The sequence below is a fragment of the Acinetobacter rongchengensis genome (assembly GCF_003611475.1).
GTDB classification, from domain to species: domain Bacteria; phylum Pseudomonadota; class Gammaproteobacteria; order Pseudomonadales; family Moraxellaceae; genus Acinetobacter; species Acinetobacter rongchengensis.
The window spans coordinates 18,304-44,711 of sequence record NZ_RAXT01000002.1; the positions used below are offsets into that span (position 1 = coordinate 18,304).

Sequence of the window (26,408 nt, forward strand, 5' to 3'; positions counted from 1 at the left end):
CTATTTCAACCTATTACTTCGCTACCGCCACTGATTCACCATTTGACTTGTAAACGCGAGTTTTCACGCCTTCAGTCACTTGGTAACCAACACGGTCAGCCTTTTGGGTTGTAGCATTAAAAATCGCCACGTTTGAAATATGAAGCGAAGCTTCTTGTGTAACGATAGCGCCTTCAGCACCTGTTGCACGATTCGGCTTTTGATGCTTCTTAACTAAATTAAGGCCTTCAACCTTAACTTGGTCATTTGAAACAGACAAAACAGTACCCTGTTTGCCTTTTTCTTTACCTGCGATCACAATTACTTGATCGCCTTTTCTAATCTTAGCCATGATTGCCTCTATTATAGAACTTCAGGAGCCAATGAAATGATTTTCATGAACTGTTCAGTACGAAGTTCACGAGTCACTGGTCCGAAAATACGAGTTGCAATCGGTGCTTTGTTGTTGTTCAAAATAACAGCTGCATTATCGTCGAAACGAATAACAGAACCATCTGGACGACGGATGCCGAATTTTGTACGTACAACAACAGCATTCATCACGTCACCTTTTTTAACACGTGCGCGTGGAATAGCTTCTTTTACAGTAACTTTAATAATGTCGCCAACAGAAGCATAACGACGATGTGAACCACCAAGTACTTTAATACATTGTACGCGGCGAGCACCACTGTTGTCTGCTACGTCTAGCATACTTTCGGTTTGAATCATTGCCCTACTCCAAAACCGAGCATCACCGGTCGCAATTTCGAAAGGCTCAAAGAGTACTCGAAATTGACCGATGATGCAACAAGAACGTTAATTACTCAGCAGCAGCTTCAATAACTTCCACTAAAGTCCAAGCTTTAGTTTTTGAGATTGGGCGGCTTTCTTTGATGGTCACAACATCACCAGTTTTAGCTGTGTTGTTTTCATCATGAGCGTGTAATTTAGTTGAACGGCGGATTGATTTGCCATACAACGGGTGTTGAACGCGGCGTTCAATAAGTACAACAATAGACTTGTCCATTTTGTCACTTACGACTTTGCCTGTTAACGTGCGAACTGTTTGCTCACTCATTGTCCGTTCCCCTGTTTTTCGGTAAGGAGGGTCTTGATACGAGCAATTGTCTTACGAGTAAGCGCAACTTCATGCGATTTACCCAATTGACCTGTTGCTTTCGCCATACGAAGACGGAATTGGTTAAGCTGTTGCTCATCAAGCAAAGCTGTCAACTCTTCTACCGATTTTTCACGTAGATCTTTAGTTTTCATTACATCACCGTCTTAGTAACGATAGTGGTTTTAAATGGAAGCTTAGCCGCAGCAAGCGTAAACGCTTCGCGTGCCAATTCTTCACTAACACCATCCATTTCGTACAAGATCTTACCTGGTTTGATTTGGCAAACCCAGTATTCCACAGAACCTTTACCTTTACCCATACGAACTTCTAATGGTTTTTCAGTAATTGGTTTGTCTGGGAAAACACGGATAAAGATCTTACCACCACGTTTTACACGACGGCTGATTGTACGACGTGCTGCTTCAATTTGACGAGCTGTCATTTGACCACGCTCAACAGATTTAAGTGCAATCGTACCGAAAGATACAGTGCTACCGCGATGTGCTAGACCAGTATTACGGCCTTTTTGCACTTTACGGAATTTTGTACGCTTAGGTTGCAACATGGATTATTCTCCTTTTTCAGCAGAACGATCGTTGCGACGACCACGGCGCTCTTGACCTTCACCACGACCGCGACCACGTTTAGCTGGACGTTCTTCAGCAGGAGCAGGGTTCATGACTTGTTTCATGCCACCTAAAATCTCACCACGGAAAATCCAAACTTTAACACCGATCGTACCGTAAGTAGTCTCTGCACGCATAGTTGCATAGTCGATATCAGCACGAAGTGTATGTAAAGGTACACGACCTTCACGATACCATTCAGTACGTGCAATCTCTGCACCACCTAAACGACCAGATACTTCAACTTTGATACCTTTAGCACCAGCACGCATTGAGTTTTGTACCGCACGCTTCATAGCACGACGGAACATTACACGTTTCTCTAATTGAGAAGCAATTGCTTCAGCAACTAAACGAGCGTCTAAGTCTGGGCGATCGATTTCGTTGATGCTTACTTGCGCTGGCACACCCATAATTTGAGTAAGTTCACGCTGTAATTTTTCAATATCTTCGCCTTTTTTACCGATTACGATACCTGGACGAGCAGTGCTAATTGTTACTTTAGCAGCGCCTGTAGGACGTTCGATAAGAATTTTGCTGACCATTGCGCTCTTAAGTTTTTTAGTTAAAAACTCACGAACCTGAAGATCTTTAAGCAAATATTCAGCGTATTGTTTCGGACTCGCATACCAGTTGGCGTTATGACGTTTTACAACACCAAGGCGGATACCGATTGGATGAACCTTCTGACCCATATCAAACCCCTACCTTAACGGTAATGTGACAAGTACGCTTAGTAATACGATCTGCACGGCCTTTTGCACGTGGCATAATACGTTTAAGGCTAGTGCCTTCATCAACGTAAATCGTAGTAACTTTAAGGTCGTCTACATCTAAACTGTTATTGTGTTCAGCGTTTGCAATTGCAGATTCCAATGCTTTTTTAACCAAAACTGCAGCTTTTTTGTTGCTGAAGTTAAGAATATTAAGCGCGTGAGCAACAGATTTGCCACGGATTAGGTCTGCAACCAAACGAGTTTTTTGTGCCGAGATAGCGGCACCGCGTAATTTAGCAGTAACTTCCATCATAGCACCTTAACGTTTAGACTTCTTGTCAACACCGTGACCACGATAGGTACGAGTTGGCGCGAATTCACCAAGTTTGTGACCAACCATATGTTCAGATACGATCACTGGAACATGGTTACGGCCATTGTGTACAGAAATTGTTAAACCAACAAAATCCGGGAGGATCATCGAACGACGCGACCAAGTTTTGATCGGCTTACGGTTATTAGCCGCGATAGCCGCTTCAACCTTAGCGAACAAGTGCGCATCGACGAATGGGCCTTTTTTCAGAGAACGAGGCATTGTCAGATTCCTTTACTTGTTACTTAACGCGACGGTCGCGAATGATCATCTTAGTCGTACGCTTGTTGGTACGTGTCTTGTACCCTTTAGCTTTTTGACCCCATGGGCTTACAGGTTGAATACCTTTGTTACGCCCTTCACCACCACCATGTGGATGGTCTACTGGGTTCATCGCCATACCACGAACGGTAGGACGAACGCCACGCCAGCGTGATGCACCTGCTTTACCAAGTGAACGAAGGTTGCTTTCTGAGTTAGACACTTCACCTAACACAGCACGGCATTCAACATGTACTTTACGCATTTCACCAGAACGTAAACGAACGATAGCGTAAGAACCGTCACGACCTAACAATTGAGCAGAAGTACCAGCAGAACGCACTAATTGTGCACCCTTACCAATTTTAAGCTCGATGTTATGTAGTGTAGAACCGATTGGCATATTACGAAGCGGTAAGCAGTTACCTGGACGAATTGGAGCATCGTTACCAGACTGTACTTTATCACCAGCACGTAAACCTTTAGGAGCAATGATATAACGACGCTCACCATCAGCATAAAGAACTAATGCAATATGTGATGTACGGTTAGGATCGTATTCAATACGCTCAACTACAGCAGGAATGCCATCTTTGTTACGTTTAAAGTCAACGATACGATAGTGTTGCTTATGACCACCACCAACGTGACGAGTCGTAATGTGACCGTTGTTATTACGACCACCAGTACGTTTTTTAGCTTCAACCAACGGCGAATAAGGCGCACCTTTGTGAAGATGGTCGTGAACGACTTTCTCTACAAAGCGACGTCCTGGAGACGTTGGCTTACATTTTTGAATTGGCATAATTTTCGTCCTTATTCCGCTGCGCTTTCAGCGGTATCGCCCAAGTCAGCCATTTCAACATCTTGGCCAGCTTTCAGGGTGACGTATGCTTTTTTAACATCAGAACGACGTCCTAATGTTTTACCAAAGCGCTTAGTCTTACCTTTAGTGATAGTCGTGTTAACTTTAACAACTTCCACACCAAATAATTGTTCTACTGCTTTTTTGATTTCAAGCTTGTTTGCATCTAGTGCAACTTTAAACACTTGAACACCAGCAGTTTCACCTAAAACTTGTGCTTTTTCTGAAAAAACAGGTCCTTTTAGGACTTGATAGATACGTTCGTTGTTCATCCGAGTTCTACCTCAATTTTCTTAGCAGCAGCAACAGACATAACAACTTTATCGAACGCAATCAAACCAACAGGATCGATCCCAGCAGCATCAACCACATCAACGTGTGGAAGGTTACGAGCAGCTAAATATAGATTTTCATCTACAGCTTCTGTAACGATTAATGCGCGAGTAGCGTTCAAGCCGTTAAGTTTTGCAAGCAACTCTTTAGTCTTAGGCGCTTCAACAGCAAACTCTTCAACTAATACAAGACGATCTTGGCGAACAAGTTCAGCTAAGATACATTGCATTGCACCGCGGTACATTTTACGGTTAACTTTTTGAGACCAATCTTGTGGACGAGCAGCAAAAGTTTTACCACCACCAACCCAGATTGGGCTACGAATAGAACCCGCACGAGCTCGACCAGTACCTTTTTGACGGAATGGTTTTTTACCACCGCCAGAAACGTCTGCACGTGATTTTTGAGCTTTAGAACCTTGACGACCACCAGCTAAGTAAGCTGTAACAACTTGGTGTACAAGAGCTTCATTAAAATCACGACCGAAAGCTACTTCTGATAATTCAACAGCAGAGCCGGAAACAGTTTTTAAATTCACGTTATTTCCCCTCAGGCCTTGATCGTAGGACGAACGATAACGTCGCCACCAGTAGCACCAGGAATCGCACCTTTAACAACAAGAACTGAACGTTCTGCGTCGATAGATACAATTTCAAGACCTTGCACTGTTACGCGTTCAGCACCTAAATGGCCAGCCATTTTTTTGCCTTTGAAAACGCGACCAGGAGTCTGGTTTTGACCTGTAGAACCTAAAACACGGTGAGATACAGAGTTACCATGTGTAGCATCTTGCGTACGGAAGTTCCAACGCTTAACACCACCTTGGAAACCTTTACCTTTTGATTGTCCAGTTACGTCAACAATTTGACCGACTGTAAACAAATCTACACCGATAGTTCCACCAATTTCACGACCTTCAAGATCAGCTTCTGTTGCACGGAATTCGCTAACCAAACGACCAGCAGCAACACCAGCTTTCGCAAAGTGACCTTTCTGAGCATTTGTTACGCGAGATTCGCGACGTTCACCAGTAGTGATTTGAATCGCTTGATAACCATCAGTTTCAAGCGTTTTGATTTGAGTGATACGGTTAGGATCAACCTCAATCACTGTTACAGGTACAGAAACACCAGCATCTGTAAAGATACGTGTCATACCGCACTTGCGACCGACTAAACCAATAGCCATGTGCATAAACCTCTAAAAAAGCGGCCTAATTAACTTAGAGCGTTAATTAACCGAAAGCCTTAACCCAATGCGATCTGAACATCAACACCAGCTGCAAGATCCAATTTCATCAATGCATCTACAGTTTTGTCTGTAGGTTGAACGATATCGATCAAACGTTTGTATGTGCGGATTTCATATTGGTCACGCGCATCTTTGTTTACGTGTGGTGATGTCAAAACGTTAAAACGTTCGATGCGAGTAGGCATCGGGATAGGACCACAAACTTGTGCGCCAGTACGTTTTGCTGTTTCTACGATCTCTTGAGAAGATTGATCAATTAAACGATGATCAAAAGACTTAAGACGGATACGAATTCTCTGGTTAGACATACCAGTTAACTCCAAGCCAAATATATAAAGAATCACCCTTGACGCATCTCACCCCACTAAATAAGGCAAGTGTCAAAGGCAGTGAAAATCACTAAGGTCATGATCGATGCCACGACTGTAACGATCTGGATGACTTTCTTCGCCATCCATCCCCTTCATATCGAAGGGTCGCTCATTATAACGATTGTTTAACAGTTAAGCAAATGAATTTAGCCCTTTTCATCTATTTTAAATAATTTATTGTTAATCAAGATGTTTATGTTTTAAACGACTATTTATGTTCGAAGTACATAATCAATCGCATTGTTTAATAGCTCATTTCCACATAAGTAATCGGATTTTTGTGAGGTTTTTAATGTATTTAAAGATTGGAGGTGAGTTTCGCTGAACACCATATCGTTTTCTTCATGCTCTATAAATATTTTTAAGCTATGTGGGGTAATTTCCGGATGAAATTGAAAACCTAATACATTCTTTCCAATTTGATAAAGCTGATTGGGACAGACCTGATTCTCTGCTAAACGAATCGCACCTTTTGGAATATCAAAAGTTTCACTATGCCATTGCATAACTTTAAACTCATTTGGCAGCTGAAAATATTCATCAGGTACATAGTCACTTTTATTGACCAATGTCCACCCCAACTCTTGTATAGGATTGCGCCTGACATTCGCACCCAAGGCATTGGCTATCAGCTGTCCACCTAAGCATAATCCTATCGCAGGCTTTTCTTGTGCTAAATAACGTCTAATCCATCGTTTTTCTACTTTTAACCATGGGTAGTTCGCTTCATCATTTACACTCATTTCACCGCCCATGATGATGAGTAAGTCTACCTCATTGACATGAGGTAAGGCTTCTATATCCAGTTGTGAATCCGTTGGTAAAGCAAAAAATTCTGTTGCAGTAATTTCAGCATCCATTGCTTTTAAATGTTCAAAACAACTTCCAAAACCTTCACCTGCAATATGTTGAAAATAATGCACTTTAAGCTTTTTCATCTTCTCACCTATTCTTGTTGTATCGCTTACGCTCAAAAATCTAAAAACCACAAAGTGATAAATGCAAAAATGAAGCCAATATCAATTTTAGTGATGAATTTTCACAAATTATTGCTTTTCGCATTGCAATGATTATGTTTTGCTTATAACAACTCTTTATTGCCCTTTTTTGAGTAATCTTGTGAAATTAAATCCGCAAACTGCGTTAATTCATGCACCCCGCAAAGCGCCTCAATATATAAATACGATTCAAGCTCCCTTATTTCGTGCATCAACGATCATTTTTGAAAATACAGATGCACTATTTAATCGCCATTGGACGGATGATTATGACTATAGTTATGGCACACACGGCACACCAACCACCTACACTTTAGCTGACAGTATTGCTCAGATTGAAGGTGGAAAATATTGTCTACTGACACCCAGCGGCTTATCTGCGATTAATTTGGTGAATTCCTGTTTTTTAAATCATGGTGATGAAGTTTGGGTTGCGGATAATATTTACGGACCGAACATGGAACATCTGCGTAATCTCGAAAAACGCTACGGGATCACAGTTAAAGTGTATAACCCTATAGATGTAGCATCATTTCAGCCGTCAGAACATGCGAAACTGATTTGGTTAGAAGCCGCTGGTTCTGTAACTTTAGAATTTCCCGATTTAATCAATTTCGTCAAGAAAGCCAAAGCTCACAATGTGCTAACGGCGTTGGATAATACTTGGGGTGCAGGTTTAGCTTTTAATGCTTTTGATTTTAGTGCTGAACATTTAGCTGTAGATATTTCTGCGCATGCACTGACCAAGTATCCAAGTGGTGGTGGTGATATTTTAATGGGTTCAGTGGTCACCCATCATAAAAGCTTACATCAACAATTATTACGTATGCATGCCATTCAAGGCATTGCGATTTCAGGTGATGACGCCGCACAAGTGCAACGAAGCTTAGCCAGTATGCAAATCCGTTATCAACATCAATCGCAAAGTGCGTTAAAAATTTTAAACTGGCTCAAAACCCAAGATGCTTTCGCTCAGGTTTTGCACCCTGCCGATCCAGACAATATCAGTCATGACTTTTGGAAACAAACCTGTCTGACAGAACAAAGTGCAGGTTTAGTCAGCGTCATTTTCAAAGCGACATATGATTTAGCAGCTATTCGTCAATTTTGTGATCATTTAAAATTATTTAAATTAGGTTTTAGTTGGGGCGGTCCAGTCAGTTTGGCAATGTTATACAATCTGAACGAGATGCGACATACAGAACAAGCTCATTTAAAACCAGGCTTGTTGGTCCGCTTTTGTATCGGCTTGGAAGATGCGGATGATTTGATTCAAGATATTAAAAATGCTTTAGAAGCAATTTAAGTTAAATGTATTGAGCACTGAAACCTCAAAATATCTGCATAGCAATCTTCGAACTTGTAACAGGTTTGCTATGCGGAGCTTTACTAAAATACATATCTTGTTAGCCAACCGCATTTAAACCAATAAATGTGTTGAGTTCGATCCAAAATTTCAACAATGAAAACAGATTTACAACACCATCATTTCATGCAATTTTGTATAACGAACATGATATAAAAACTGAGTATGCTTCACTCAAACAAAAGCACTCGAATTAAAGCTATAGGAATAAAAATGGGTACACCAATCGTCATTGCAAAGAAAACTTCAGATACCACACAAGATATTGTTTTACATTCACAATTTGCCAATCGCCATGGTTTAATTGCAGGTGCAACAGGAACAGGTAAAACCATTACCTTAAAAGTACTCGCAGAAAGTTTTTCACGTATAGGTGTTCCTGTTTTTTTAGCCGATGCTAAAGGTGATGTATCCAGTATTGCCAAAGCGGGTTCAAGCAGCCCTAAATTTGAAGAACGTATTAAAAGCTTAGGGGTTGAAAATGTTCCTTTTGCAGCTTCACCCACGATATTTTGGGATTTATTTGGTGAACAAGGGCATCCTATTCGCACCACGATTTCTGAAATTGGACCATTACTTTTAGCGCAAATGCTAAATTTAAATGACACTCAAGAAGGTGTACTTTCAGCAGTCTTCCGTGTTGCAGATGATCAAGGCTTATTGCTGATTGATTTTAAAGATCTCAAAGCTATGCTGACCTACGTCAGTGAAAATGCAGCTGCATTAAAAGCAGAATATGGCAACCTTTCACCTGCTAGTTTGGGTGCAATTCAACGCAACTTACTGGCTTTAGGTGATCAAGGTGGTGAACGCTTCTTTGGCGAGCCAAGCTTGGATATTATGGATTTTATTCAAACGGATTCAAATGGTCATGGTTATATCAACCTACTCGCTGCTGATAAGTTAATGAATACCCCTAAACTTTATGCAACATTCTTACTATGGATGCTTTCAGAACTGTTTGAAAAGCTACCTGAAGTTGGTGATATGGATAAACCAAAACTGGTGTTTTTCTTCGATGAAGCACATTTATTGTTTGATAATGCCAGCCCTGCCCTTCAAGAAAAAATTCAACAAGTTGTACGCTTAATCCGCTCGAAAGGCGTGGGTATTTATTTCATTAGCCAAAGCCCATTGGATATTCCTGAAGATGTACTTGGACAATTGGGTAATCGTGTACAACACGCTTTACGTGCATTTACACCCAAAGATCAAAAAGCAGTAAAAACGGCGGCCGATACTTTCCGTGCAAATCCTGAATTTAAAGTTGATCAAGCCATTACTGAACTTGCTGTCGGTGAAGCGTTGATTAGCTGCCTAGATGAGCAAGGTACACCACAAATTGTAGAACGCGCAATGGTGATGCCGCCCTATTCAGCTTTTAACCCAATCACATTAGATGAACGTAAGGCACTGATGGCACAAAGTATTGTCGCAGGTGTCTATGACAAAGAAGTTGATCGTGACAGTGCTTATGAAATGCTACAACGTAAAGTTTCTGATAATACGCAACAACAGATTGCCTTTGAAGCTGCTGCACAACAAGCTAAACAACTTGAAGAAATGGCAAAGTTTCAAGCCAAACAACAAGAAGCTTTAAATAAAGAACAAGAACGTGCTGCCAAAGCTCAGCAAAAAGAGGAAGAAAAAGCCGCAGCTGCACGCGCCAAAATGGCTCAAGATGTGATTGGCACTTTTGCGAAGAGTGCAGCACGCAGTCTAGGTGGTTCAACTGGACAAAAAATTGTTCGAGGCTTATTAGGCTCATTGTTTGGAAAACGTTAAGAACGATTAACACCTCCAACACAAACATTCTGCTGATCATGTACTACATTTTCAGCAGAATGTTGCAATGTACCGCCACTTTAGCCAAGGAAAAGACACCGTTCATGATATTCGCATAAACAATTCATTATTTTCCAAATGAATGTGTTGCATCAAATCATGTTTAAACGCATTCAATCCAATATATAACGCTTGCCAAGTATTACATGCACCCTCAGGTGGCGTAATATCATGGGTAAGCTTTTCTAACGCTTCTAGACTCTCCCCATGTTGTGTATGTTCATGGCGCATCATTGCTATCGGATGTACCGCTTGCAATTGGTGTGCTCGAATCATTGGAAATAGAATTTGCTCTTCTTTCATCATATGACTGAGCAACGCTTGTTGCATTTCTATCAATAAACTCGTCAAGCCTGTTGGACAATCAGGATGAAGCTTATGTACTTTTTCAACACGCTCAGCCAGTCGAATCAGTTCAGGAAGTTGATGACGATGAACCTCATGATAACGTGCCAAGATATGTTCAATAAGCTCGTCCGTTTGTAATGCTTCTACTCGATTTAAATGTTGTTTTTGATTATCAATCAGTGTTTGTAAATCACTGATCACTTCATCAATCCCGACATTCTTTTTTACACAAGCATCTGCCAATGTAAGATGCCCATTACAACAAAAATCTAGCTTATATTTATGGAATACCGCCGTTGCACCCGTGATGCTTCTCGCGATTTCACCCACGCTTTGTTGATTGATACTCATGGCTTTAATCTCCACTGTTAAGTCTTGTATAAACTAAAAATTGTGTTGTGTGAGAGCTAAGCTAGCCTTATTCCTAGCACAGAGAAATCCCCCAAAAGACCTGAATAAAATCCCCCATTTGACCTAGTGAATCAGTACAGTTTTCCTGCTAAATTTCTTTTCCAATACATTCTTACAAAACATTTGACACTTTTAACATGGAAGAAATACACTGAGTTCAATAATCACATAAAATATTTATGCCTTTTTTTAATAAAGATGTATTGCAAATACATTTTAAAAGGTATATTTTAAATACATCTTATAAATGATAGCCAAGAGAGATCAACAATGACTCCGCAGCAAATTGACCTTGTAAAAGCAACTGTTCCTGTTCTTCGTGAAAATGGTGTAGCACTCACAGGTTATTTTTATAACCGTATGCTAGGCAACAATCCTGAGTTAAAAGAAACCTTTAACATGGGCCATCAACGCAGTGGCGCACAAGCTCAAGCGTTGGCTGGTGCAGTTTTAGCATATGCTGAAAATATTGAAGATCCATCAGTGCTGTTACCTGTTGTTGAACTGATTGCACATAAGCATGTCAGTCTAAATATCCAAGCACCTGACTACAGTATTGTAGGAGAAAACCTTTTACACTCGATCAGTGAAGTATTAAATATTTCAATGGAAGATCCATTGATTGATGCATGGGCTGCTGCTTATGGCCAATTGGCAGATCTATTTATTAGTACTGAAAAAGCAATTTATGATCAACATCAACAAACTCAAGGCAGTTGGTTAGGATGGCGTAATTTCAAAATCGCTAAAAAAGTGCAAGAAAGTGAAGAAATTACCTCGTTCTATCTTGCTCCAGTAGATGGCGGGGCATTACCTAAATATGAAGCGGGTCAATATATTTCAGTACGTGTTTTTGTTGAAGAGCTTGGTTTAAAACAACCACGCCAATACACTCTTTCTACAAGCCCACAAGCAGACTATTTACGTATTTCAGTAAAACGTGAAGATGAAAAAGGTGATTTAGCAGGTGGCTGGGTTTCAAGTACTTTGCACAACTTGCCTGAAGGTGCTGAAATTGAAGTCTCTGCGCCAACAGGTAACTTCTATCTCATCGATAGTAGCAAACGTAATGTATTCATCAGTGGTGGTGTTGGCTTAACACCAATGATTGCCATGTTAAATCAATTGGTCACTTTAGATATGCCACAACCAGTGAGCTTTATTCATGCATGCCGTAGTAGCCAAGTACATGCCATGAAAAAACACATTCATGAGCAAAAATCTAAATTCCCTCGTCTAAGCACATTTACTGCTTATGAATTCCCACACACAGGTGATGTTTTAGGTGAGGATTATGATGTTGCTGGTCGTTTAGACTTGGCGACAGTCGATGCTGCATTATTACCAGCTAATGCAGACTACTACCTCTGCGGTCCAATACCATTTATGCAACAACAGCACCAAGCATTGGTTGCACGTGGTATTCAACCTGAGCAAATTCATAGCGAAGCATTTGGTACAGGCGGTACTGGAATCTAAACCAAGTTTCACTTTCGTTCTTTATAAAGCTAGTCTATGTTAGACTAGCTTTATTCATTTCAGGATAAAATACATCTTTTTAAATAGATGAGTAGCCTACATGCAACTGAACAAATTTACCGATTATGCGCTTCGCATTCTCATGTATATTTCTAGACCACGTGATCTACCCTACACTATTTCTGAAATTGCCGAAGATTTACAAGTTTCACAAAACCATCTTGTCAAAATTGTACATTTCATGGGTAAACAAGGTTGGTTAATAACCAGCCGTGGTAAAGGTGGTGGTATTCGCTTAAATCAAGAAATTCTAAATTTCAGATTAGGCAAAATTGTACGTGCGCTTCAAGGTGATACAGAGATTGTAGAATGTAATACACCGCCTTGTGTTTTACGTCCGCAATGTGGCTTAAAAGGGATTTTAGATCATGCTGTCGTACAGTTTTATCAAAGCTTAGACCAATACACGGTTGCTGACGTATTAACGGCGCCTGTAAGTTATCAAAAAGCAGTCCTCTCACCTATTCCAAACCTCAATCTATAAATCCACGTGGGCTAAAAAGCTAAGCAAGAAAGAACACCTCAATTTGGTTATTAACTAATAAAAAGCCGTCAAAATTCGCTTGAAAGATCGACTTCCTTTATAATGTACTTTGTTCATCCGTTTATTGAAGTTGAAGTATGCATCGCAGCAGTGGAAAGTCTAAAAATAGTAAGACCTCAAACGCCCCTAAACAAAAAATTAGCTATGAGAAAAAAGCTGATCCTGCGATTTCAGAGTACTCAACCTCGTCTTTAAATTGGTTGCGCAAAGCTGAATTCTTAATGAGTGCACCAAAACTCAACTTATGTGTAGAAGACACAGGTTATGAAGTTGCATTTGCTGGACGCTCAAATGCAGGAAAATCCAGTGCAATTAATGCATTAACAAATCAAAAGCAATTGGCTCGTGCATCTAAAAGACCAGGCCGTACGCAGATGATTAACTTCTTTAGTTTAGGTAATCCTGAGCAACGTTTGGTCGATTTACCAGGTTATGGCTACGCAGCCGTACCTGAGGCCATGAAAATCGTGTGGCAAAAAGAACTTGAGAACTACCTTATTCACCGTAAAAGCTTACAAGGCTTGGTGCTCCTCATGGATATTCGCCATCCTTTACAACATTTTGATGTCATGATGTTGGAATGGGCTTATTCACGTCACTTATTTGTCCATGTGCTATTAACCAAATCGGACAAACTCAATCGTGGGCCTGCCAGTAAAGTTCTGCTCGATGTGCAGCAACAATTACGCAAAATGAAGCTCAACTTCTCAATTCAGTTATTCTCTTCAATGAATAAACAAGGACTTGAAGAGTTAGCATCAGTCATGGCAGGCCGTTTAAATTACACCTTAGACAAAACTTTGGATTTCGATATGGATGCGATTCCTGAAGCATCTGAAGCGGACTTTGATGATGTTGATGAACTAGAACAGGATAATGATCAAAAAGACCTAGAAAATTAAAACTCAAATAAATTGTCTGACCAAACTCATCACCAATTGATATTGGAATGTCCTAAATTGCTAATAACTATTTAGGACATTTTTTTATACTGAATACAAATTGTGATATTTACAAATATAAATCAGGACAATGTGATGAAACTATTCTCTCGATTAAAAAACAGTAAAATTGGATCATCTATTCAGTATCAAATCAAACCGCGTAAAGTAAAATTTGAATGGCAACAAACACCAATTGATTGGATCCCTAATCAACCCTTTGTCAGTTATTTTATTAACGAAATTAATAATATCCTGCCTGCTGGTGAGTTTTGGTTCTGTCGTTTATACAACCGCGTACTACCTAAAGTCAGTGATGAAAAATTAGCACAAGATGTTCGTGCTTTTATTCGCCAAGAAGCAATGCATGCTCAAGCCCACGTTTCTGCAAACAAAGAATATTTAACCGTCCGAAATATCGATATTCAACGTAATTTAGAAATAATGGACTTTCTATTTGGGAAATTACTCGCAGATCAACCAATGGGATTAAAAGTTCCCAAAGCATTGGATCATCAGTGGGACTTATTCCGTTTAGGGATTGTTGCAACAGTTGAACATATGACCTGCGTACTGGGTAAATATGCCCTTTATAACAACAAATGGGCTGAACTTGGCGCAGATCCAAACATGCTAGATTTAGTCAAATGGCACGGCGCAGAAGAAATCGAACATCGTACTGTTGCATTTGATTTATACCGCCATTTAGGTGGAGGTTATATCTCTCGTTATTATCAAAGTGTGATTGTGATTATTGCAGTGCTTGGTTTATGGGTCGATGGCGCGGCGCATATTATGGGACAAGACCCTCGCTTTGCAGATAAAAAGCCTGCATTCTATAAGCCGTGGATATGGCGTGAATGGGCCAATATTGCTCAAAAAGACAATCGTGTCATGCCTCATCCTTTGTGGCTAGTTTCACAACAGCTCGGTTATTTAATGCCGTGGTACGATCCTGTACATGAAGCCAAAACTGAAGATGCAATTGCTTATTTAGACAGTTCTCCAGCCGCAAAACGCGCTTTACCTAAAATAGCGGCTTAACTATTTGTAAATAATTTCATCAAATGTTAAGTGCTTTCATTAAAGACGCAAAAGCAGGATTTCAAATCCTGCTTTTTTACATAGATCTTTTTTATTGCATCATCATATTTTAGCGAATAAATAAAAGCTAACTCGGTGATCCCATGTCTTTGGTATAACGATCCACCACCACACTAATCATCATATCCCCCTGAACATTGACCACTGTACGCACAGTATCCAGCAAACGGTCTATTGGTAATAAAATTGCAATTGCTTCCGCAGGCAAGCCCACAGATTGTAAAACCATAATCATGGTCACCATACCTGCACTTGGGATCCCTGGCGCACCCAATGACGCAATCATTGCGGTTAAACATACAATCACTTGTTGCCCTAAACTCAAATCAAGCCCCATCAAATTGGCAATAAACAGTGCAGCTGCTGCTTCATACAGTGCCGTACCATCCATATTCAATTGTGTCCCCAATGGAATAACAAAACCTGCTGTTTGAGGACGCACACCTAAATTTTCCTGTGCACATTTCATCGAAAGTGGCATGGTTGCTGAACTAGAACTGGTTGCAAAAGCCGTAATTAACGCTGCTCTCGTCCCCCTAAAGAAGGTGATTGGACTCATTCGCCCAAAAATCCACAACAATAAAGGCAAAACCACAGCCCCATGGAAAATGGTCGTTCCTGTGACTACCGCAGCAAATTCAGCCAAACGACTTAGAATAGAAATATCTTCTGTCGAAATGAGTTTTGCCAATAAGGCAAAAATACCGATCGGTGCGAGTTTCATCACCCACCCCACCATCATCATCATCACTTCAAAAAATTGCGTACTGAGTTTACGAATACTTCTAAACCGCTCACCCCCTTTGACCAATGCCACACCAAGCAATAAGGCAAAGACCACAACTGCCAGCACATTCCCTTCAGCAAAAGCCTTAAACGGATTGATCAGTGTATTTTGAATAAAATTGGTAAAAAATGATGAAGCTGTCAACGTATCGGGGCTTTGATGTTGATTCATTGCATCCTGAAAAAGCGCAATATCAACACCCTTTCCAACCTCAAATAAATGCGCACAACTAATCCCTAAAATCAGCGCCAAAGTCGTTGTCGTCACACAACAGGCTAAGGTAATTTTCCACGTTCGACTCAGTTGTCCACCTGCTTGTAGATTTGAAACACCTACTACAATCGAACTAAAAATCAGGGGAACCAATAGCATTTTTAATAAACCAATAAAAATACTGCTGGCAATGCCTAGACCATAAATACTGGCTTCAAAAAACTGAGTATTCGGAAATTGGTTGAGTAAAAATCCAAACCCAATCCCGAGAATGGCAGCAATTAATATTTGCGTATTTAGGCTCATTTTTGCTTACTGTTATATTTCGATTATTTTGCAATATGCCATTGAAGTTACTTAGAATCGAGCATTTTTTTGTGATCAGCTTAGCTCAAAAATAAAAAAGCCATCTGCTGAGATGGCTTTAGATACATTTTCTCATTCAAGTTTATTGCGTTTCAATCTCACGCATACGCATCAAACCCTCTTGCACCGTACTACACACCAACTCCCCATTTTGCCACATCCGCCCATGACTGAGCCCACGAGAGCTCGCCGTTACGGTTGCATCCATATCGTAGAGCATCCATTCATCTGCTTTCACTGGTTTATGAAAATACATTGCGTGGTCTATACTGGCAATTTGAACACTTGGCGTAAGATAGTTGATCCCATGTGGACGCAATGCTGTGACCATAAATGAATAATCTGAATAAAACGCCACAATCGCTTGATTCAAAGCAACATTATCAGCCAAATGTTTAGGCAATTCACCATAGGTTTTCATATACAGTGCATTGGATGGCGCTTCAGGTTGTGGTTGAAATGGATTACCAATATTAATCGGCTTGATATCCACCTGACGTGGGCGCATAAACGCTGCACGAATATTTTCAGGAATAAAGTTAATCAAGTTTTCTTTTAATTCCTGCTCAGATCTCAACTCCTCTGGCGCAGGATATTCTGGTTCACTGATTTGATAATTCAAACCTTCTTCAGGTGAAGCAAATGACACCATCGCTGAAAATATAGTACGACCATGTTGAATCGCACGAACCTGTCGACTTAAAAAGCTTTTACCATCGCGCAAACGATCAACTTCATAAATAATCGGCGCATTCACATCACCACCATATAAAAAGTAGGCATGTAATGAATGTACAGGTCGATCTGCCGTATATGATGCAGCCATCAGTGCTTGCCCGAGAACTTGTCCACCAAAAACACGCTTACCAACCAAGTTTCGACTTTGACCACGGAAAATGTGCTCTTCTAATTTTTCAAGCGTTAATAGCTCAACAAGTTCTTGGGTTAACGTATTCATAAAAGACCTTTTTTATTCCAATTTACGTCATCATAAATGCCGTAAAATATATGTACTTTAGAGGGTTAACTCTATATTGCCATAAATTCTGAGTGATTCGCTAAAGTTTCATAGACTATATTGTCACATATCGAGTTTGCTATACTCTGCCCAAATACGTTTTAAAATGATTAAAACAACCATTTTTCATGCAAAATGTCTGAAAATGACCTATTGTTTTGTCTTTAAATTATAGAAAATATCGCTTCTTTCATTGACTAATAATGCGATATTCATCATTCGCTAGGAGTATGTATGTCCAAGAGTGGCTTTGGTCAAATGTATCGTCGGCTTTCGAGTAAGCTACTTGACCTTGTGGTAACACCACATGTTCTTGGAGAAGTTCCTACAGAAAACCAAACTTCTGATCATGAAACTCAAGAGAGTTCAACTTCAGAAAATACACATAAGATTACTTGTTATGTTCTGCAAAACTATTCACGTAGTAATGCTTTGGTGGTTGATAGTGAAACTCGCCGTTTAAAGATTGCACCTGCTTTAGATCCATTACTTATTGGCAATCACACAGAAAAAGCAGCGGTTGTATTCTTACAGCAGCAAGATGAAAGCAATTTATTACGTGCTCCGATACATACATTTCCTCCACGACTACTCAGACTAATCGATGCTTTAGATGAAAATCCCAACTTAGATATTGAATTAATCCCTGTAACGGTTCTTTGGGGCCGCTCACCAGATAAGGAAGATTCTTTATTTAAACTCTTGTTTACCGATACTTGGGCAACACCAAGCAAAGTTAAACAATTAATGAATATCGGCGTACATGGTCGTCAATCCTTTTTAGAATTCCATGAAACGAAATCGCTGCGTGAATTGGTGCAATACGCCAAAATTCATCACCCGAATATTTCTCCAGCGACTTATATTACCAACAGTTTAAATGATTATTTAGACCGTCAACGAGAAGTCATTCTCGGGCCTGATTTATCAGATCGCCGTAATGTGATGCAGTCTTTAATCAAAGCACCTGATGTTCAGGATGCGATTCGTAAAGAAAGTATTCGCTCTAAAACCAGCATGATCGAATCTGAGCGTAAAGCCATTGGTTTTGTCAATGAAATTGCTTCCGACTACTCTGCTTCCGCAGTACGTTTTGCTGATATGGCGCTAACCCGCTTATGGACTCAACTTTACGATGGTGTTGAAGTACATAACTTTAGTACTGTTCGTGAGTTGGTCAAAGACTATGAAGTGATTTATACCCCATGTCATCGTAGCCATATTGATTATTTATTATTGTCTTATGTGATTTATAAACGTGGCTTGATGGTGCCGTATATTGCTGCGGGTGATAATTTAAATATGCCGTTTGTAGGTCAATTATTACGTGGCGGTGGTGCATTCTTTATTCGCCGTTCATTCCGTGGTAATGCGCTTTATACCTCTGTCTTTAAAGAATATTTATTTAGTATTTTATCTCGCAACACGCCACTTGAGTATTTTATTGAAGGTGGTCGCTCTCGTACGGGTCGCCTACTTCCGCCTAAAACGGGTATGTTGGCCATGACAGTACATGGGCATTTACGTGGTCGTGCCAAGCCAATCGTATTCATTCCAACATATATCGGTTATGAACGCTTAATGGAAGGTACAACCTATGTTGGGGAAATGAATGGTAAACCCAAAGAATCGGAGTCGATTTGGGGCATCGTTCAGACCTTGAAAAAAATTGAACGTATTTTTGGTAAAGTCCATGTCAATTTTGGTGAACCTGTCTTTTTAGATGATTTACTCAAAGAGCACGGTGCGGACAAGATTAAGATTGAACACAATGATGATCCTATTCCTCAAGAAGTTTCCAATGCAGTTAGCAGTTCAGCGAATGCGATTTTGGAAAATATTAACCGTGCAGTAGTGATCAACCCTGTTTCGTTATTGTCACTGATTTTATTGGCAACACCAAAACATACACTTGATGAAGAAATCTGTATCAAGCAGCTCGATACCTATCGTAAGTTATTGACTGCGCTACCTTATGACAGTCGTACTCAAGTGACACCTCTTTCTGGTAAAGAAATCATTGCTTATGGCTTGAAGTTAAAACTAATTAAACGCGTTCAGCATGTATTGGGCGATATTATCGCTATCGAAGATAATCAAGCCGTTTTACTGACTTATTTCCGTAATAATATTTTGCATGCCTTTGTTTTACCGTCATTGGTTGCAGCCTTAGTTGAACATAACGGTAAAATTAATCTGGCTGATTTAATTAATGTCATTCGTACTCTTTATCCATTCTTAAAAGCAGAATTGTTCTTAAAATGGAAAGATGAAGAAATTAAAGATCAAGTTTGTGAATATGTGAAAGCATTAGCTCAAGCCAATTTAATTTCTGTTGATGACGAAGACTTTATTTACAGTCCAGCGCCAAACTCAGAAGATCATAACCAGCTTGCTGTTTTAGCTGCACCAGTTCGTCAAAGTCTTGAGCGTTATTACATGACTTTAGCTTTGATCACGCAACGTGGTTCCGGAAATATTTCAACCAATCAAGTTGAAGTATTAAGCCACTTGCTAGGACAACGTCTGTCTGTACTGTATGAATTCAATTCACCTGAGTTTTTCGATAAAGCCTTATTCCAAAGCTTTATCAAGGTACTGACCGAGCAAGGGTATATTGGCAAAAATGAAGAAGGCGCAATTGTTTTTGATGAACAATTCCGCAATGTTGCACAGTATGCAAATCTTGTTTTAGATGATGTAACGCTACAAATGCTTCAACACATCACTTCATTTACCGATGAGGAATTGAAAGAAGCTTTAGATGCTGTTGCAGCGCAACAAGCCAAGAAACGTTTAATTCGTAAGAAGAAGTAAATCCAATATTCTTTTTTCTCCTTTCCTGAGGAGAGAAAAGAGTACTATATACTTAAAAAATTTAAAGTTTTTATTAAAACATTATTTTTTATTGGTTAATCGACAAGTTTCATAACATTAAGTTATTACAATAAATTCATTTACCTATTGTTTTTAACTAAAAAATATGAATATATAGAAATAATTCTACAAATAAAAGATAGGGTTCTAAGGAAAAATATATTAGAATTCCTCTGCCTTAAGGGAGAGACAAATGACTATGAAGGCTTTTTTTGAAAATTTTTTAGCAACTTATAAAGCAACTTATGAAATTGAAAAAAAATTACTCATCGAAAAACAAGATGAGCAAATTGATTCGCTTAAAGTTAGTGTAAGTATGGGGCAAAATATTGATGAAAAAAAGCTATTAGAAATAGTTAAAAGATATGTATCGGCTGTAAATCAAGTAAATAATATGAAGACATATACTTATATAACCTCAAATAATCCTATAGATCATTTGATCTATGGCTTCAAAAAGGTTCATTAATAGTAATATATGGGTTTATTATTTCTAATACCTATTTTAGTCTGTGGCTTTTATTTTCTATCAAAAAGCCACTTTCATCGTCATAAGTTTCAAAAATTAGATGGGCAACAATTATACTTAAAATCCGCATTGTTTGGGATCGTTTTTACTACATTGGCATTTCTTTTAACTAGTTGGTTGATAGCTCAGAATAAGTACATCTTATTTGAAGCTATAAATTTAAAGGAAATTAAAACTAACCTTACAAATCAGATTTTAGATTCCTTATATGGAAATCATTCCAACTCTGATGAATCTAAACGCGTTATTTCATTTTATATATTCTTTATTTTTACTTTTATTAATTCGATTATATGTACTTGGATTGGTGTTAAATTATATAAATATTTATTTATTTTGAAAGAATATATAAAAATTACTAATAAATTTTTAAAATTACAATTATTTATTCAAACACTTTCCTTAACAATCTTAAAAATTTTCCCTAAATTACATATATTTAGTACCAAAATGATTCTTGCTTATAAAGCTCATAATACAGGACTTGAATCTATCAAAAAAGAAATTAAAGATCCCTTAAGCAATTTACTATATTCATCAATTTTAGTTAGTGATGATGAATCCCTAAATAACTCTAATAAGCTTTTACTTTTAACCATGAGTGATAGAAAGGTTTATATCGGTCAAATATTAGGATTTGGTAAAGAAGATGAAAGATTTTCCTTAACTAGCGAAACTTTTATTTTTTTACCATATCAAAGTGGTTATAGAAATAAATATGATAAATCAGTTACTATAACAACTTCCTATATCGAGGTAATTAAAAATACAGATAATCTTGATGAAATAACAATCATTTTAAACAAGCTAAATATAATATCAGCTGTTAAATTTGATGAAAAAAGATTTAATTCTATACCTGTTAATAAATAGAGTTAGTATTTAATCATTCATCAAATTCACGCAGACGCTTAATTTCAATCATGAGAATTTTAGCTTATTCTTACTTAATGATATTCAATCAAATACTGTATAAAAATATTTTCACATAAGAACTTACTTTTTATCAAGAATTGTCATGTTGCAACTCAAACCCACTCTCCACCATCCTCTTTGCAAAAATCCTTTTCCCCATCTCCCTCTCACCTTCCAAAACCAACTCAGGCAAACCCAACTCACGTTGAATTTTTAAAATCATTTCATGCAAAGGAATCGGTTGGTTATTCGTACAAATATACGATTTTTCAGTACGTTCCACGTGAAGCAAATGCGCAAGGAAACCAGCCAAATCATCAATATGAATTCGATTAGACCAATGAATATTGGGGTAAGTTTTTGTCGTTTTGGCAAGTTTTTGCATACGTGCAACTGAAGTGCCGTAAATTCCAGTCGGTCTGACAATGACACATTCTTTAGGGTAAGCCCGTTGCCATAATTGCTCCATTTTCAATAACAATCGTCCCTGTTCATCACTTGGAATAGTTTCAGAATCATCATCAATACGTTCTCCATGACTTTCACCATAAACACGTGTGGACGACACGACAATAATTCTTTGAATCGAGTGATCTTGTAAAGCATTCACAATCGGCTGAACAGAATTAACATAGGTTTGCTGATAATTTTCAATTGGACTTTGAGAACTATCACGTGATGGTGCAAGTAGTACATAAACCGCATCAATCGCTTGAACTTGCGACAAATCCAGTTGTTGGATATCCTGAGTGAGATGTTGAGCAAAATCATCATCTTTCAGACTGCGACTCACTGTGGTAATTTGGTGATCTTGTTGAAATAATTGTTTAGCAACACGTTGCGATGTTTTACCATAACCAATAAATAGAATATGCATCAAATGACCTATTCTGCAAAACCGATTTTTAAAAATCAATTTAACCTAAGTTGAGGGGACATGGCTGCCGTCCACCAATTACAAGGGCTTGGCAATGCCGCCGCTGCCTTGCTTGAAAAGCTTAATATTTTCAGCACAGATGATTTGCTGTTTCATTTGCCACGTGACTATGAAGATCGTAGCACGATCATTCCCATGAACCAATTACAAGTTGGTCGCAGCTACCTGCTTGAAGGTATCGTCAAATCGATTGATATGCCACCCGGTAAACGCAAATCGATGGCCATTTTATTGCAAGATGATTTTGGCAAAGTCACTTTACGTTTCTACCATATTTATAAGGCATTGATGGATCGTGCCAAAGCAGGCAATCGTTTAAGAATCTTCGGTGAAGTCCGTGTCGGCGCACGTGGTTTAGAGTTATATCATCCTGAAATCCAACTGATTACTGAGCATACACCGCTTCCAAAAACTCAGCTCACGGCAATCTACCCTGCAACTGAAGGTTTAACACAACCCAAACTCCGTGAATATGTTAAACAAGCTTTAAAACATCATGCCGATGATTTACCTGAATTACTTCCTGAAAAATTCACCAATGGTTATGCCTTAAATCAAGCATTAGAATATATCCATCATCCTCCTGTAGATGCCAATATGTTGCAGCTTTCACAAGGCTCACATCCTGCGCAGCAACGTTTAATTTTTGAAGAATTAGTGGCACACCAAATTAGTTTACTGACACGACGTGCTTTCATTCAGCAAATTGCAGCGCCTTCATTTTTACCCAGTAAAACCTTTGCTAAGCAGCTTTTAGCCAGTTTACCCTTTGAAATGACCAATGCCCAAAAACGTGTTTCCAATGAAATATCCAAGGACTTAAAGCAAAACAAACCAATGCTACGTTTGGTTCAAGGTGATGTAGGTGCAGGAAAAACCTTGGTTGCAGGTGTAGCAGCATGTCATGCCCTAGAAGAAGGCTGGCAAGTCGCTTTAATGGCACCGACTGAAATCTTAGCGGAACAACATTATTTAAATTTTAAAAAATGGTTTGAACCACTGGGTTTAAATGTATCTTGGCTTTCAGGTAAACAAAAAGGCAAAGCCCGTACAGCTGCGGAACTGACCCTAAAAGATGGTACAGCCAATGTGATCGTTGGAACGCATGCTTTATTTCAGGACAATGTTGAATTTGCCAAACTTGGCTTAGTCATTATTGACGAACAGCATCGTTTTGGCGTAGATCAACGCTTAGCTCTACGTAATAAAGGCGTAAACAATACCACGCCACATCAACTGGTCATGACAGCAACACCGATTCCCCGTACCCTCGCCATGTCTGCTTATGGTGATTTGGACACATCTGTGATTGATGAACTTCCACCGGGACGTACACCGATTCAGACTGTGACCATTCCGCTAGATCGACGAGAAGAAGTCCTTAATCGGATTGCCACCAATTGCGCTGAAGGTAAGCAAGCCTATTGGGTTTGTACACTGGTGGAACAGTCAGAAACCTTGGATGCTCAAGCTGCCGAAGCGACCTATCAGGAAGTTAAACAACGCTTTCCACAGCTCAATATTGGCTTAGTTCACGGTAAGATGAAAGCTGATGAAAAACAAACGGTCATGCAACAGTTTAAAGACAATCAATTACAGCTCTTAATTGCAACCACTGTAATTGAAGTGGGTGTAGATGTGCCTAATGCATCCATTATGGTGATTGAAAATGCTGAGCGTTTAGGGCTTTCTCAATTGCATCAATTACGTGGACGAGTGGGTCGAGGTGCGACAGCAAGTTTCTGCGCCCTACTCTATAAAAATCCGTTATCACAAAATGGACAGGAACGTTTACGGATCATGCGTGAAACCAATGATGGTTTTATCATTGCAGAAAAAGATTTAGAAATTCGAGGACCGGGTGAGCTACTCGGCACTAAACAAACGGGGGATATGGGTTTTCGTGTTGCCAAGTTAGAACGTGATGACCATTTACTCAATCAAGCACATTATGTGGCTGCTCAAGTCTTAAAAGACTATCCTGAAAATGCAGAAGCTTTACTCAAACGATGGTTACCTGAAGCACCGAGGTATGCATATGTGTAGTGTCACAACCCTATCAGTTTTGAGTAAATGTATTTTCATCATCAAAATATAAAAAGCTCCTCCCTTTGAAAAAAGAGAGGTTGAGAGATTACATCTATAAATAAATACCAAATAAACATCATTGAAAATAATACGGATTTGTATTTTCGATTTAAATAGCGATAAATAACATTGCGCTCAAATCACAACTATGCAAAATTAACGCTCAATAAAAATAATAAAGCGAATTCTATGCTCCAATTGATCAATCAACTCCTTCACAAAGGCATGCAAAGCATTTCCCCTTGCCTACTTTGTGGCATCGACCAACAACAAACTCATTCACTTTGCACAGATTGTTGGAACCATTTGCCGTGGTACAAACAACACATTGAAAGGCATCAACAGAATATTTTATGCGCACATCACTATAGCTTTCCAATCGATCGGGTCATTCAAACTTATAAATATGAACAACAGTTACACTATCAAACCTTACTCGCCCACAGCCTATTAAATTTGAGACTCCCCAAAGTTCAAGCCATCGTCCCAATGCCGATTTCTACAGAACGCTTAAAAGAACGTGGCTATAACCAAATGTTGATCATTGCCAAAATGATGGCAATAGAACTCAAAATACCTGTGTGGCAACCTGTCATTCGTGAAGCACAGCATTCACAAAAAGGCTTGAGTCGTATAGAACGATTAGAAAATATCGAACAACAATTTCAAATCATCCGAACTGAACGAAGAAAATATAAAAAAGTGTTAATTATTGATGATGTTGTAACAACAGGTAGCTCAGTTCATGCCTTAAAGCAAGCACTCGAAAACTTAGGCTGTCAGCAAGTACATACCGCTTGTATCGCAGCTGCAAAGTAATTAAAAAAGTCCTCTCTTAAGGAAGAGAGTGAGAGAGGGATCTTAAATACTTCACTCCCTTTTGGGAAAGGTTGAGAGGGATCTTAGATACTTCTCTGCCTTTGGAAGGAATTGAGAGAGGATTTAAACACTTCTCTCCCTTTGGGAGAGACTGAGAGAGGAAACTTAAACACTTCTCTCCCTTTGGGAGAGACTGAGAGAGGAAACTTAAACACTTCTCTCCCTTTGAGAGAGACCGAGAGAGGGAACTAAAATACCTCTTTCCCTTTTGGGAAAGACTGAGAGGGATCTTAAACACTTCTCTCCCTTTGGTAGAGACCGAGAGAGGGATCTTAAACACTTCTCCCCTTTTAGGAGAGACTGAGAGAGGGATCTTAAATACTTCTCTCTGGGAGAGATTGAGAGAGGGTAATTATGCAAGAATTTGCTTACACCACGGAATCACCACTTCTTTCGTTAATGGTGCAAGTAAAGTCTGATCATCATCTAAATTAATCCATTTCATTTCCGCAATTTCAGCATCAATCTTAGGTACTTGATTTAAATCAACTTGATAGACATAACTCACCAATTGATGATCGGCTTCATTGGCAGCCTGTGTTTCAAACCGACCAATAAACTGTTGAATGGTGGCTTTGACACCAATTTCTTCATGAATTTCACGAAGCATAGTTTGTTCAGGCAGCTCATTCACTTCAAGCTTTCCACCCACTTGCATAAAAAATTGGGTATTTTTCTTTCTCACCAATAACAATTGATTTTGTTCATTCAAAATCACTGCGGCGGCAACGGTAATCACATTCATATTTTATTAAAACAAATTTAAACACAATATATTGTGCCATTAATAAAATTAAAACAATAT

29 protein-coding genes and 1 pseudogene are annotated in these 26,408 nt (G+C 39.1%); 11 read left to right on the forward strand and 19 right to left on the reverse strand.

Annotation, left to right across the window (positions count from 1 at the left end):
* Positions 1-13 precede the first annotated feature (13 nt).
* The 14 genes and pseudogenes from rplX to D7V20_RS01555 form a co-directional block, all read right to left on the reverse strand.
* A complete protein-coding gene (gene rplX / locus D7V20_RS01490) occupies positions 14-331 on the reverse strand; it encodes a 50S ribosomal protein L24 (protein ID WP_120382586.1) in 318 nt (105 codons plus the stop codon).
* A gap of 11 nt (positions 332-342) precedes the next feature.
* A complete protein-coding gene (rplN, locus tag D7V20_RS01495) occupies positions 343-711 on the reverse strand; it encodes a 50S ribosomal protein L14 (RefSeq protein ID WP_004657680.1) in 369 nt (122 codons plus the stop codon).
* Positions 712-802: 91 nt separating this feature from the next.
* A complete protein-coding gene (gene rpsQ / locus D7V20_RS01500; protein WP_004725698.1) occupies positions 803-1,060 on the reverse strand; it encodes a 30S ribosomal protein S17 in 258 nt (85 codons plus the stop codon).
* Positions 1,057-1,254: a 50S ribosomal protein L29 gene (rpmC, locus tag D7V20_RS01505; RefSeq protein WP_004650482.1), complete on the reverse strand. Its 198-nt coding sequence runs from the start codon at positions 1,252-1,254 to the stop codon at positions 1,057-1,059. Before rpmC ends, rpsQ begins: the two co-directional genes overlap by 4 nt.
* On the reverse strand, positions 1,254-1,667 hold the full coding sequence (gene rplP, locus D7V20_RS01510; protein ID WP_004725694.1) for a 50S ribosomal protein L16: 414 nt from the start codon (positions 1,665-1,667) through the stop codon (positions 1,254-1,256). Before rplP ends, rpmC begins: the two co-directional genes overlap by 1 nt.
* Positions 1,607-2,423, reverse strand: a pseudogene (gene rpsC / locus D7V20_RS01515) (30S ribosomal protein S3). The gene rplP and the pseudogene rpsC overlap by 61 nt, the downstream one beginning before the upstream one ends.
* Before the next feature lies 1 nt (position 2,424).
* Positions 2,425-2,754 (reverse strand): 50S ribosomal protein L22, encoded by a 330-nt coding sequence (gene rplV / locus D7V20_RS01520; RefSeq protein WP_004691320.1) that lies wholly within the window; start codon positions 2,752-2,754, stop codon positions 2,425-2,427.
* Positions 2,755-2,763: 9 nt separating this feature from the next.
* Positions 2,764-3,039: a 30S ribosomal protein S19 gene (gene rpsS, locus D7V20_RS01525; RefSeq protein WP_004281508.1), complete on the reverse strand. Its 276-nt coding sequence runs from the start codon at positions 3,037-3,039 to the stop codon at positions 2,764-2,766.
* A gap of 19 nt (positions 3,040-3,058) precedes the next feature.
* Positions 3,059-3,883, reverse strand: a complete 825-nt coding sequence (rplB, locus tag D7V20_RS01530) for a 50S ribosomal protein L2 (protein WP_010111915.1) — start codon at positions 3,881-3,883, stop codon at positions 3,059-3,061.
* Between the two features lie 11 nt (positions 3,884-3,894).
* Positions 3,895-4,215 carry a 50S ribosomal protein L23 gene (rplW, locus tag D7V20_RS01535; protein ID WP_120382588.1) on the reverse strand — a complete coding sequence of 107 codons (321 nt, stop codon included), beginning with the start codon at positions 4,213-4,215 and terminating at the stop codon, positions 3,895-3,897.
* A complete protein-coding gene (gene rplD / locus D7V20_RS01540; protein ID WP_004725681.1) occupies positions 4,212-4,814 on the reverse strand; it encodes a 50S ribosomal protein L4 in 603 nt (200 codons plus the stop codon). The genes rplW and rplD overlap by 4 nt, the downstream gene beginning before the upstream one ends.
* Before the next feature lie 11 nt (positions 4,815-4,825).
* Positions 4,826-5,464, reverse strand: a complete 639-nt coding sequence (gene rplC, locus D7V20_RS01545; protein ID WP_120382589.1) for a 50S ribosomal protein L3 — start codon at positions 5,462-5,464, stop codon at positions 4,826-4,828.
* A 59-nt stretch (positions 5,465-5,523) separates the two neighbouring features.
* Entirely contained in the window at positions 5,524-5,835 is a 312-nt protein-coding gene (gene rpsJ / locus D7V20_RS01550; RefSeq protein ID WP_004725677.1) for a 30S ribosomal protein S10, read from the reverse strand.
* Positions 5,836-6,110: 275 nt separating this feature from the next.
* Positions 6,111-6,836, reverse strand: a complete 726-nt coding sequence (locus D7V20_RS01555; RefSeq protein ID WP_120382590.1) for a type 1 glutamine amidotransferase — start codon at positions 6,834-6,836, stop codon at positions 6,111-6,113.
* 181 nt (positions 6,837-7,017) lie between these two features.
* Between D7V20_RS01555 and D7V20_RS01560 the strand changes: the two genes are divergently transcribed.
* Complete coding sequence (locus D7V20_RS01560) at positions 7,018-8,202, forward strand: PLP-dependent transferase (RefSeq protein WP_120382591.1); 1,185 nt, start codon at positions 7,018-7,020, stop codon at positions 8,200-8,202.
* 273 nt (positions 8,203-8,475) lie between these two features.
* On the forward strand, positions 8,476-10,047 hold the full coding sequence (locus D7V20_RS01565; RefSeq protein WP_120382592.1) for a helicase HerA-like domain-containing protein: 1,572 nt from the start codon (positions 8,476-8,478) through the stop codon (positions 10,045-10,047).
* Between the two features lie 102 nt (positions 10,048-10,149).
* Here the strand turns inward: D7V20_RS01565 and ytfE are convergent, their stop codons facing one another.
* Positions 10,150-10,806, reverse strand: a complete 657-nt coding sequence (ytfE, locus tag D7V20_RS01570; RefSeq protein ID WP_120382593.1) for an iron-sulfur cluster repair protein YtfE — start codon at positions 10,804-10,806, stop codon at positions 10,150-10,152.
* 330 nt (positions 10,807-11,136) lie between these two features.
* Here ytfE and hmpA point away from each other — a divergent pair, with 330 nt between their 5' ends.
* The 4 genes from hmpA to D7V20_RS01590 all read left to right on the forward strand — a co-directional run bounded on the left by hmpA (position 11,137) and on the right by D7V20_RS01590 (position 14,934).
* The gene (gene hmpA, locus D7V20_RS01575; RefSeq protein ID WP_120382594.1) at positions 11,137-12,345 is read left to right on the forward strand and encodes an NO-inducible flavohemoprotein; all 1,209 of its coding nucleotides are present in this window, start codon (positions 11,137-11,139) and stop codon (positions 12,343-12,345) included.
* A gap of 100 nt (positions 12,346-12,445) precedes the next feature.
* Entirely contained in the window at positions 12,446-12,889 is a 444-nt protein-coding gene (locus tag D7V20_RS01580; RefSeq protein WP_120382595.1) for an RrF2 family transcriptional regulator, read from the forward strand.
* Between the two features lie 137 nt (positions 12,890-13,026).
* Positions 13,027-13,851: a ribosome biogenesis GTP-binding protein YihA/YsxC gene (gene yihA / locus D7V20_RS01585; RefSeq protein WP_120382596.1), complete on the forward strand. Its 825-nt coding sequence runs from the start codon at positions 13,027-13,029 to the stop codon at positions 13,849-13,851.
* 135 nt (positions 13,852-13,986) lie between these two features.
* Positions 13,987-14,934, forward strand: a complete 948-nt coding sequence (locus D7V20_RS01590; protein WP_120382597.1) for a metal-dependent hydrolase — start codon at positions 13,987-13,989, stop codon at positions 14,932-14,934.
* Between the two features lie 127 nt (positions 14,935-15,061).
* On the opposite strand, the gene D7V20_RS01595 is transcribed toward D7V20_RS01590, so the two are convergent.
* Together D7V20_RS01595 and D7V20_RS01600 are read right to left on the reverse strand one after the other, a co-directional pair.
* Positions 15,062-16,300, reverse strand: coding sequence for a dicarboxylate/amino acid:cation symporter (locus tag D7V20_RS01595; RefSeq protein ID WP_120382598.1), 1,239 nt, complete (start codon positions 16,298-16,300; stop codon positions 15,062-15,064).
* 142 nt (positions 16,301-16,442) lie between these two features.
* Positions 16,443-17,318: an acyl-CoA thioesterase gene (locus D7V20_RS01600; RefSeq protein ID WP_120382599.1), complete on the reverse strand. Its 876-nt coding sequence runs from the start codon at positions 17,316-17,318 to the stop codon at positions 16,443-16,445.
* A gap of 294 nt (positions 17,319-17,612) precedes the next feature.
* On the opposite strand from D7V20_RS01600, the gene plsB reads away from it, so the two are divergent.
* From plsB to D7V20_RS01615, 3 genes are all read left to right on the forward strand, one after another.
* A complete protein-coding gene (plsB, locus tag D7V20_RS01605; protein ID WP_120382600.1) occupies positions 17,613-20,195 on the forward strand; it encodes a glycerol-3-phosphate 1-O-acyltransferase PlsB in 2,583 nt (860 codons plus the stop codon).
* Between the two features lie 253 nt (positions 20,196-20,448).
* On the forward strand, positions 20,449-20,724 hold the full coding sequence (locus tag D7V20_RS01610; protein WP_120382601.1) for a hypothetical protein: 276 nt from the start codon (positions 20,449-20,451) through the stop codon (positions 20,722-20,724).
* 9 nt (positions 20,725-20,733) lie between these two features.
* Complete coding sequence (locus D7V20_RS01615; RefSeq protein ID WP_120382602.1) at positions 20,734-21,657, forward strand: hypothetical protein; 924 nt, start codon at positions 20,734-20,736, stop codon at positions 21,655-21,657.
* A 133-nt stretch (positions 21,658-21,790) separates the two neighbouring features.
* Here the strand turns inward: D7V20_RS01615 and D7V20_RS01620 are convergent, their stop codons facing one another.
* Entirely contained in the window at positions 21,791-22,576 is a 786-nt protein-coding gene (locus D7V20_RS01620) for an NAD(P)H-binding protein (protein ID WP_120382603.1), read from the reverse strand.
* Positions 22,577-22,636: 60 nt separating this feature from the next.
* On the opposite strand from D7V20_RS01620, the gene recG reads away from it, so the two are divergent.
* Together recG and D7V20_RS01630 are read left to right on the forward strand one after the other, a co-directional pair.
* Positions 22,637-24,682: an ATP-dependent DNA helicase RecG gene (recG, locus tag D7V20_RS01625; protein ID WP_120382604.1), complete on the forward strand. Its 2,046-nt coding sequence runs from the start codon at positions 22,637-22,639 to the stop codon at positions 24,680-24,682.
* Positions 24,683-24,913: 231 nt separating this feature from the next.
* Positions 24,914-25,543 (forward strand): ComF family protein, encoded by a 630-nt coding sequence (locus D7V20_RS01630; RefSeq protein ID WP_120382605.1) that lies wholly within the window; start codon positions 24,914-24,916, stop codon positions 25,541-25,543.
* Between the two features lie 412 nt (positions 25,544-25,955).
* On the opposite strand, the gene D7V20_RS01635 is transcribed toward D7V20_RS01630, so the two are convergent.
* On the reverse strand, positions 25,956-26,348 hold the full coding sequence (locus D7V20_RS01635) for an NUDIX hydrolase (RefSeq protein WP_120382606.1): 393 nt from the start codon (positions 26,346-26,348) through the stop codon (positions 25,956-25,958).
* Positions 26,349-26,408: the final 60 nt, after the last annotated feature.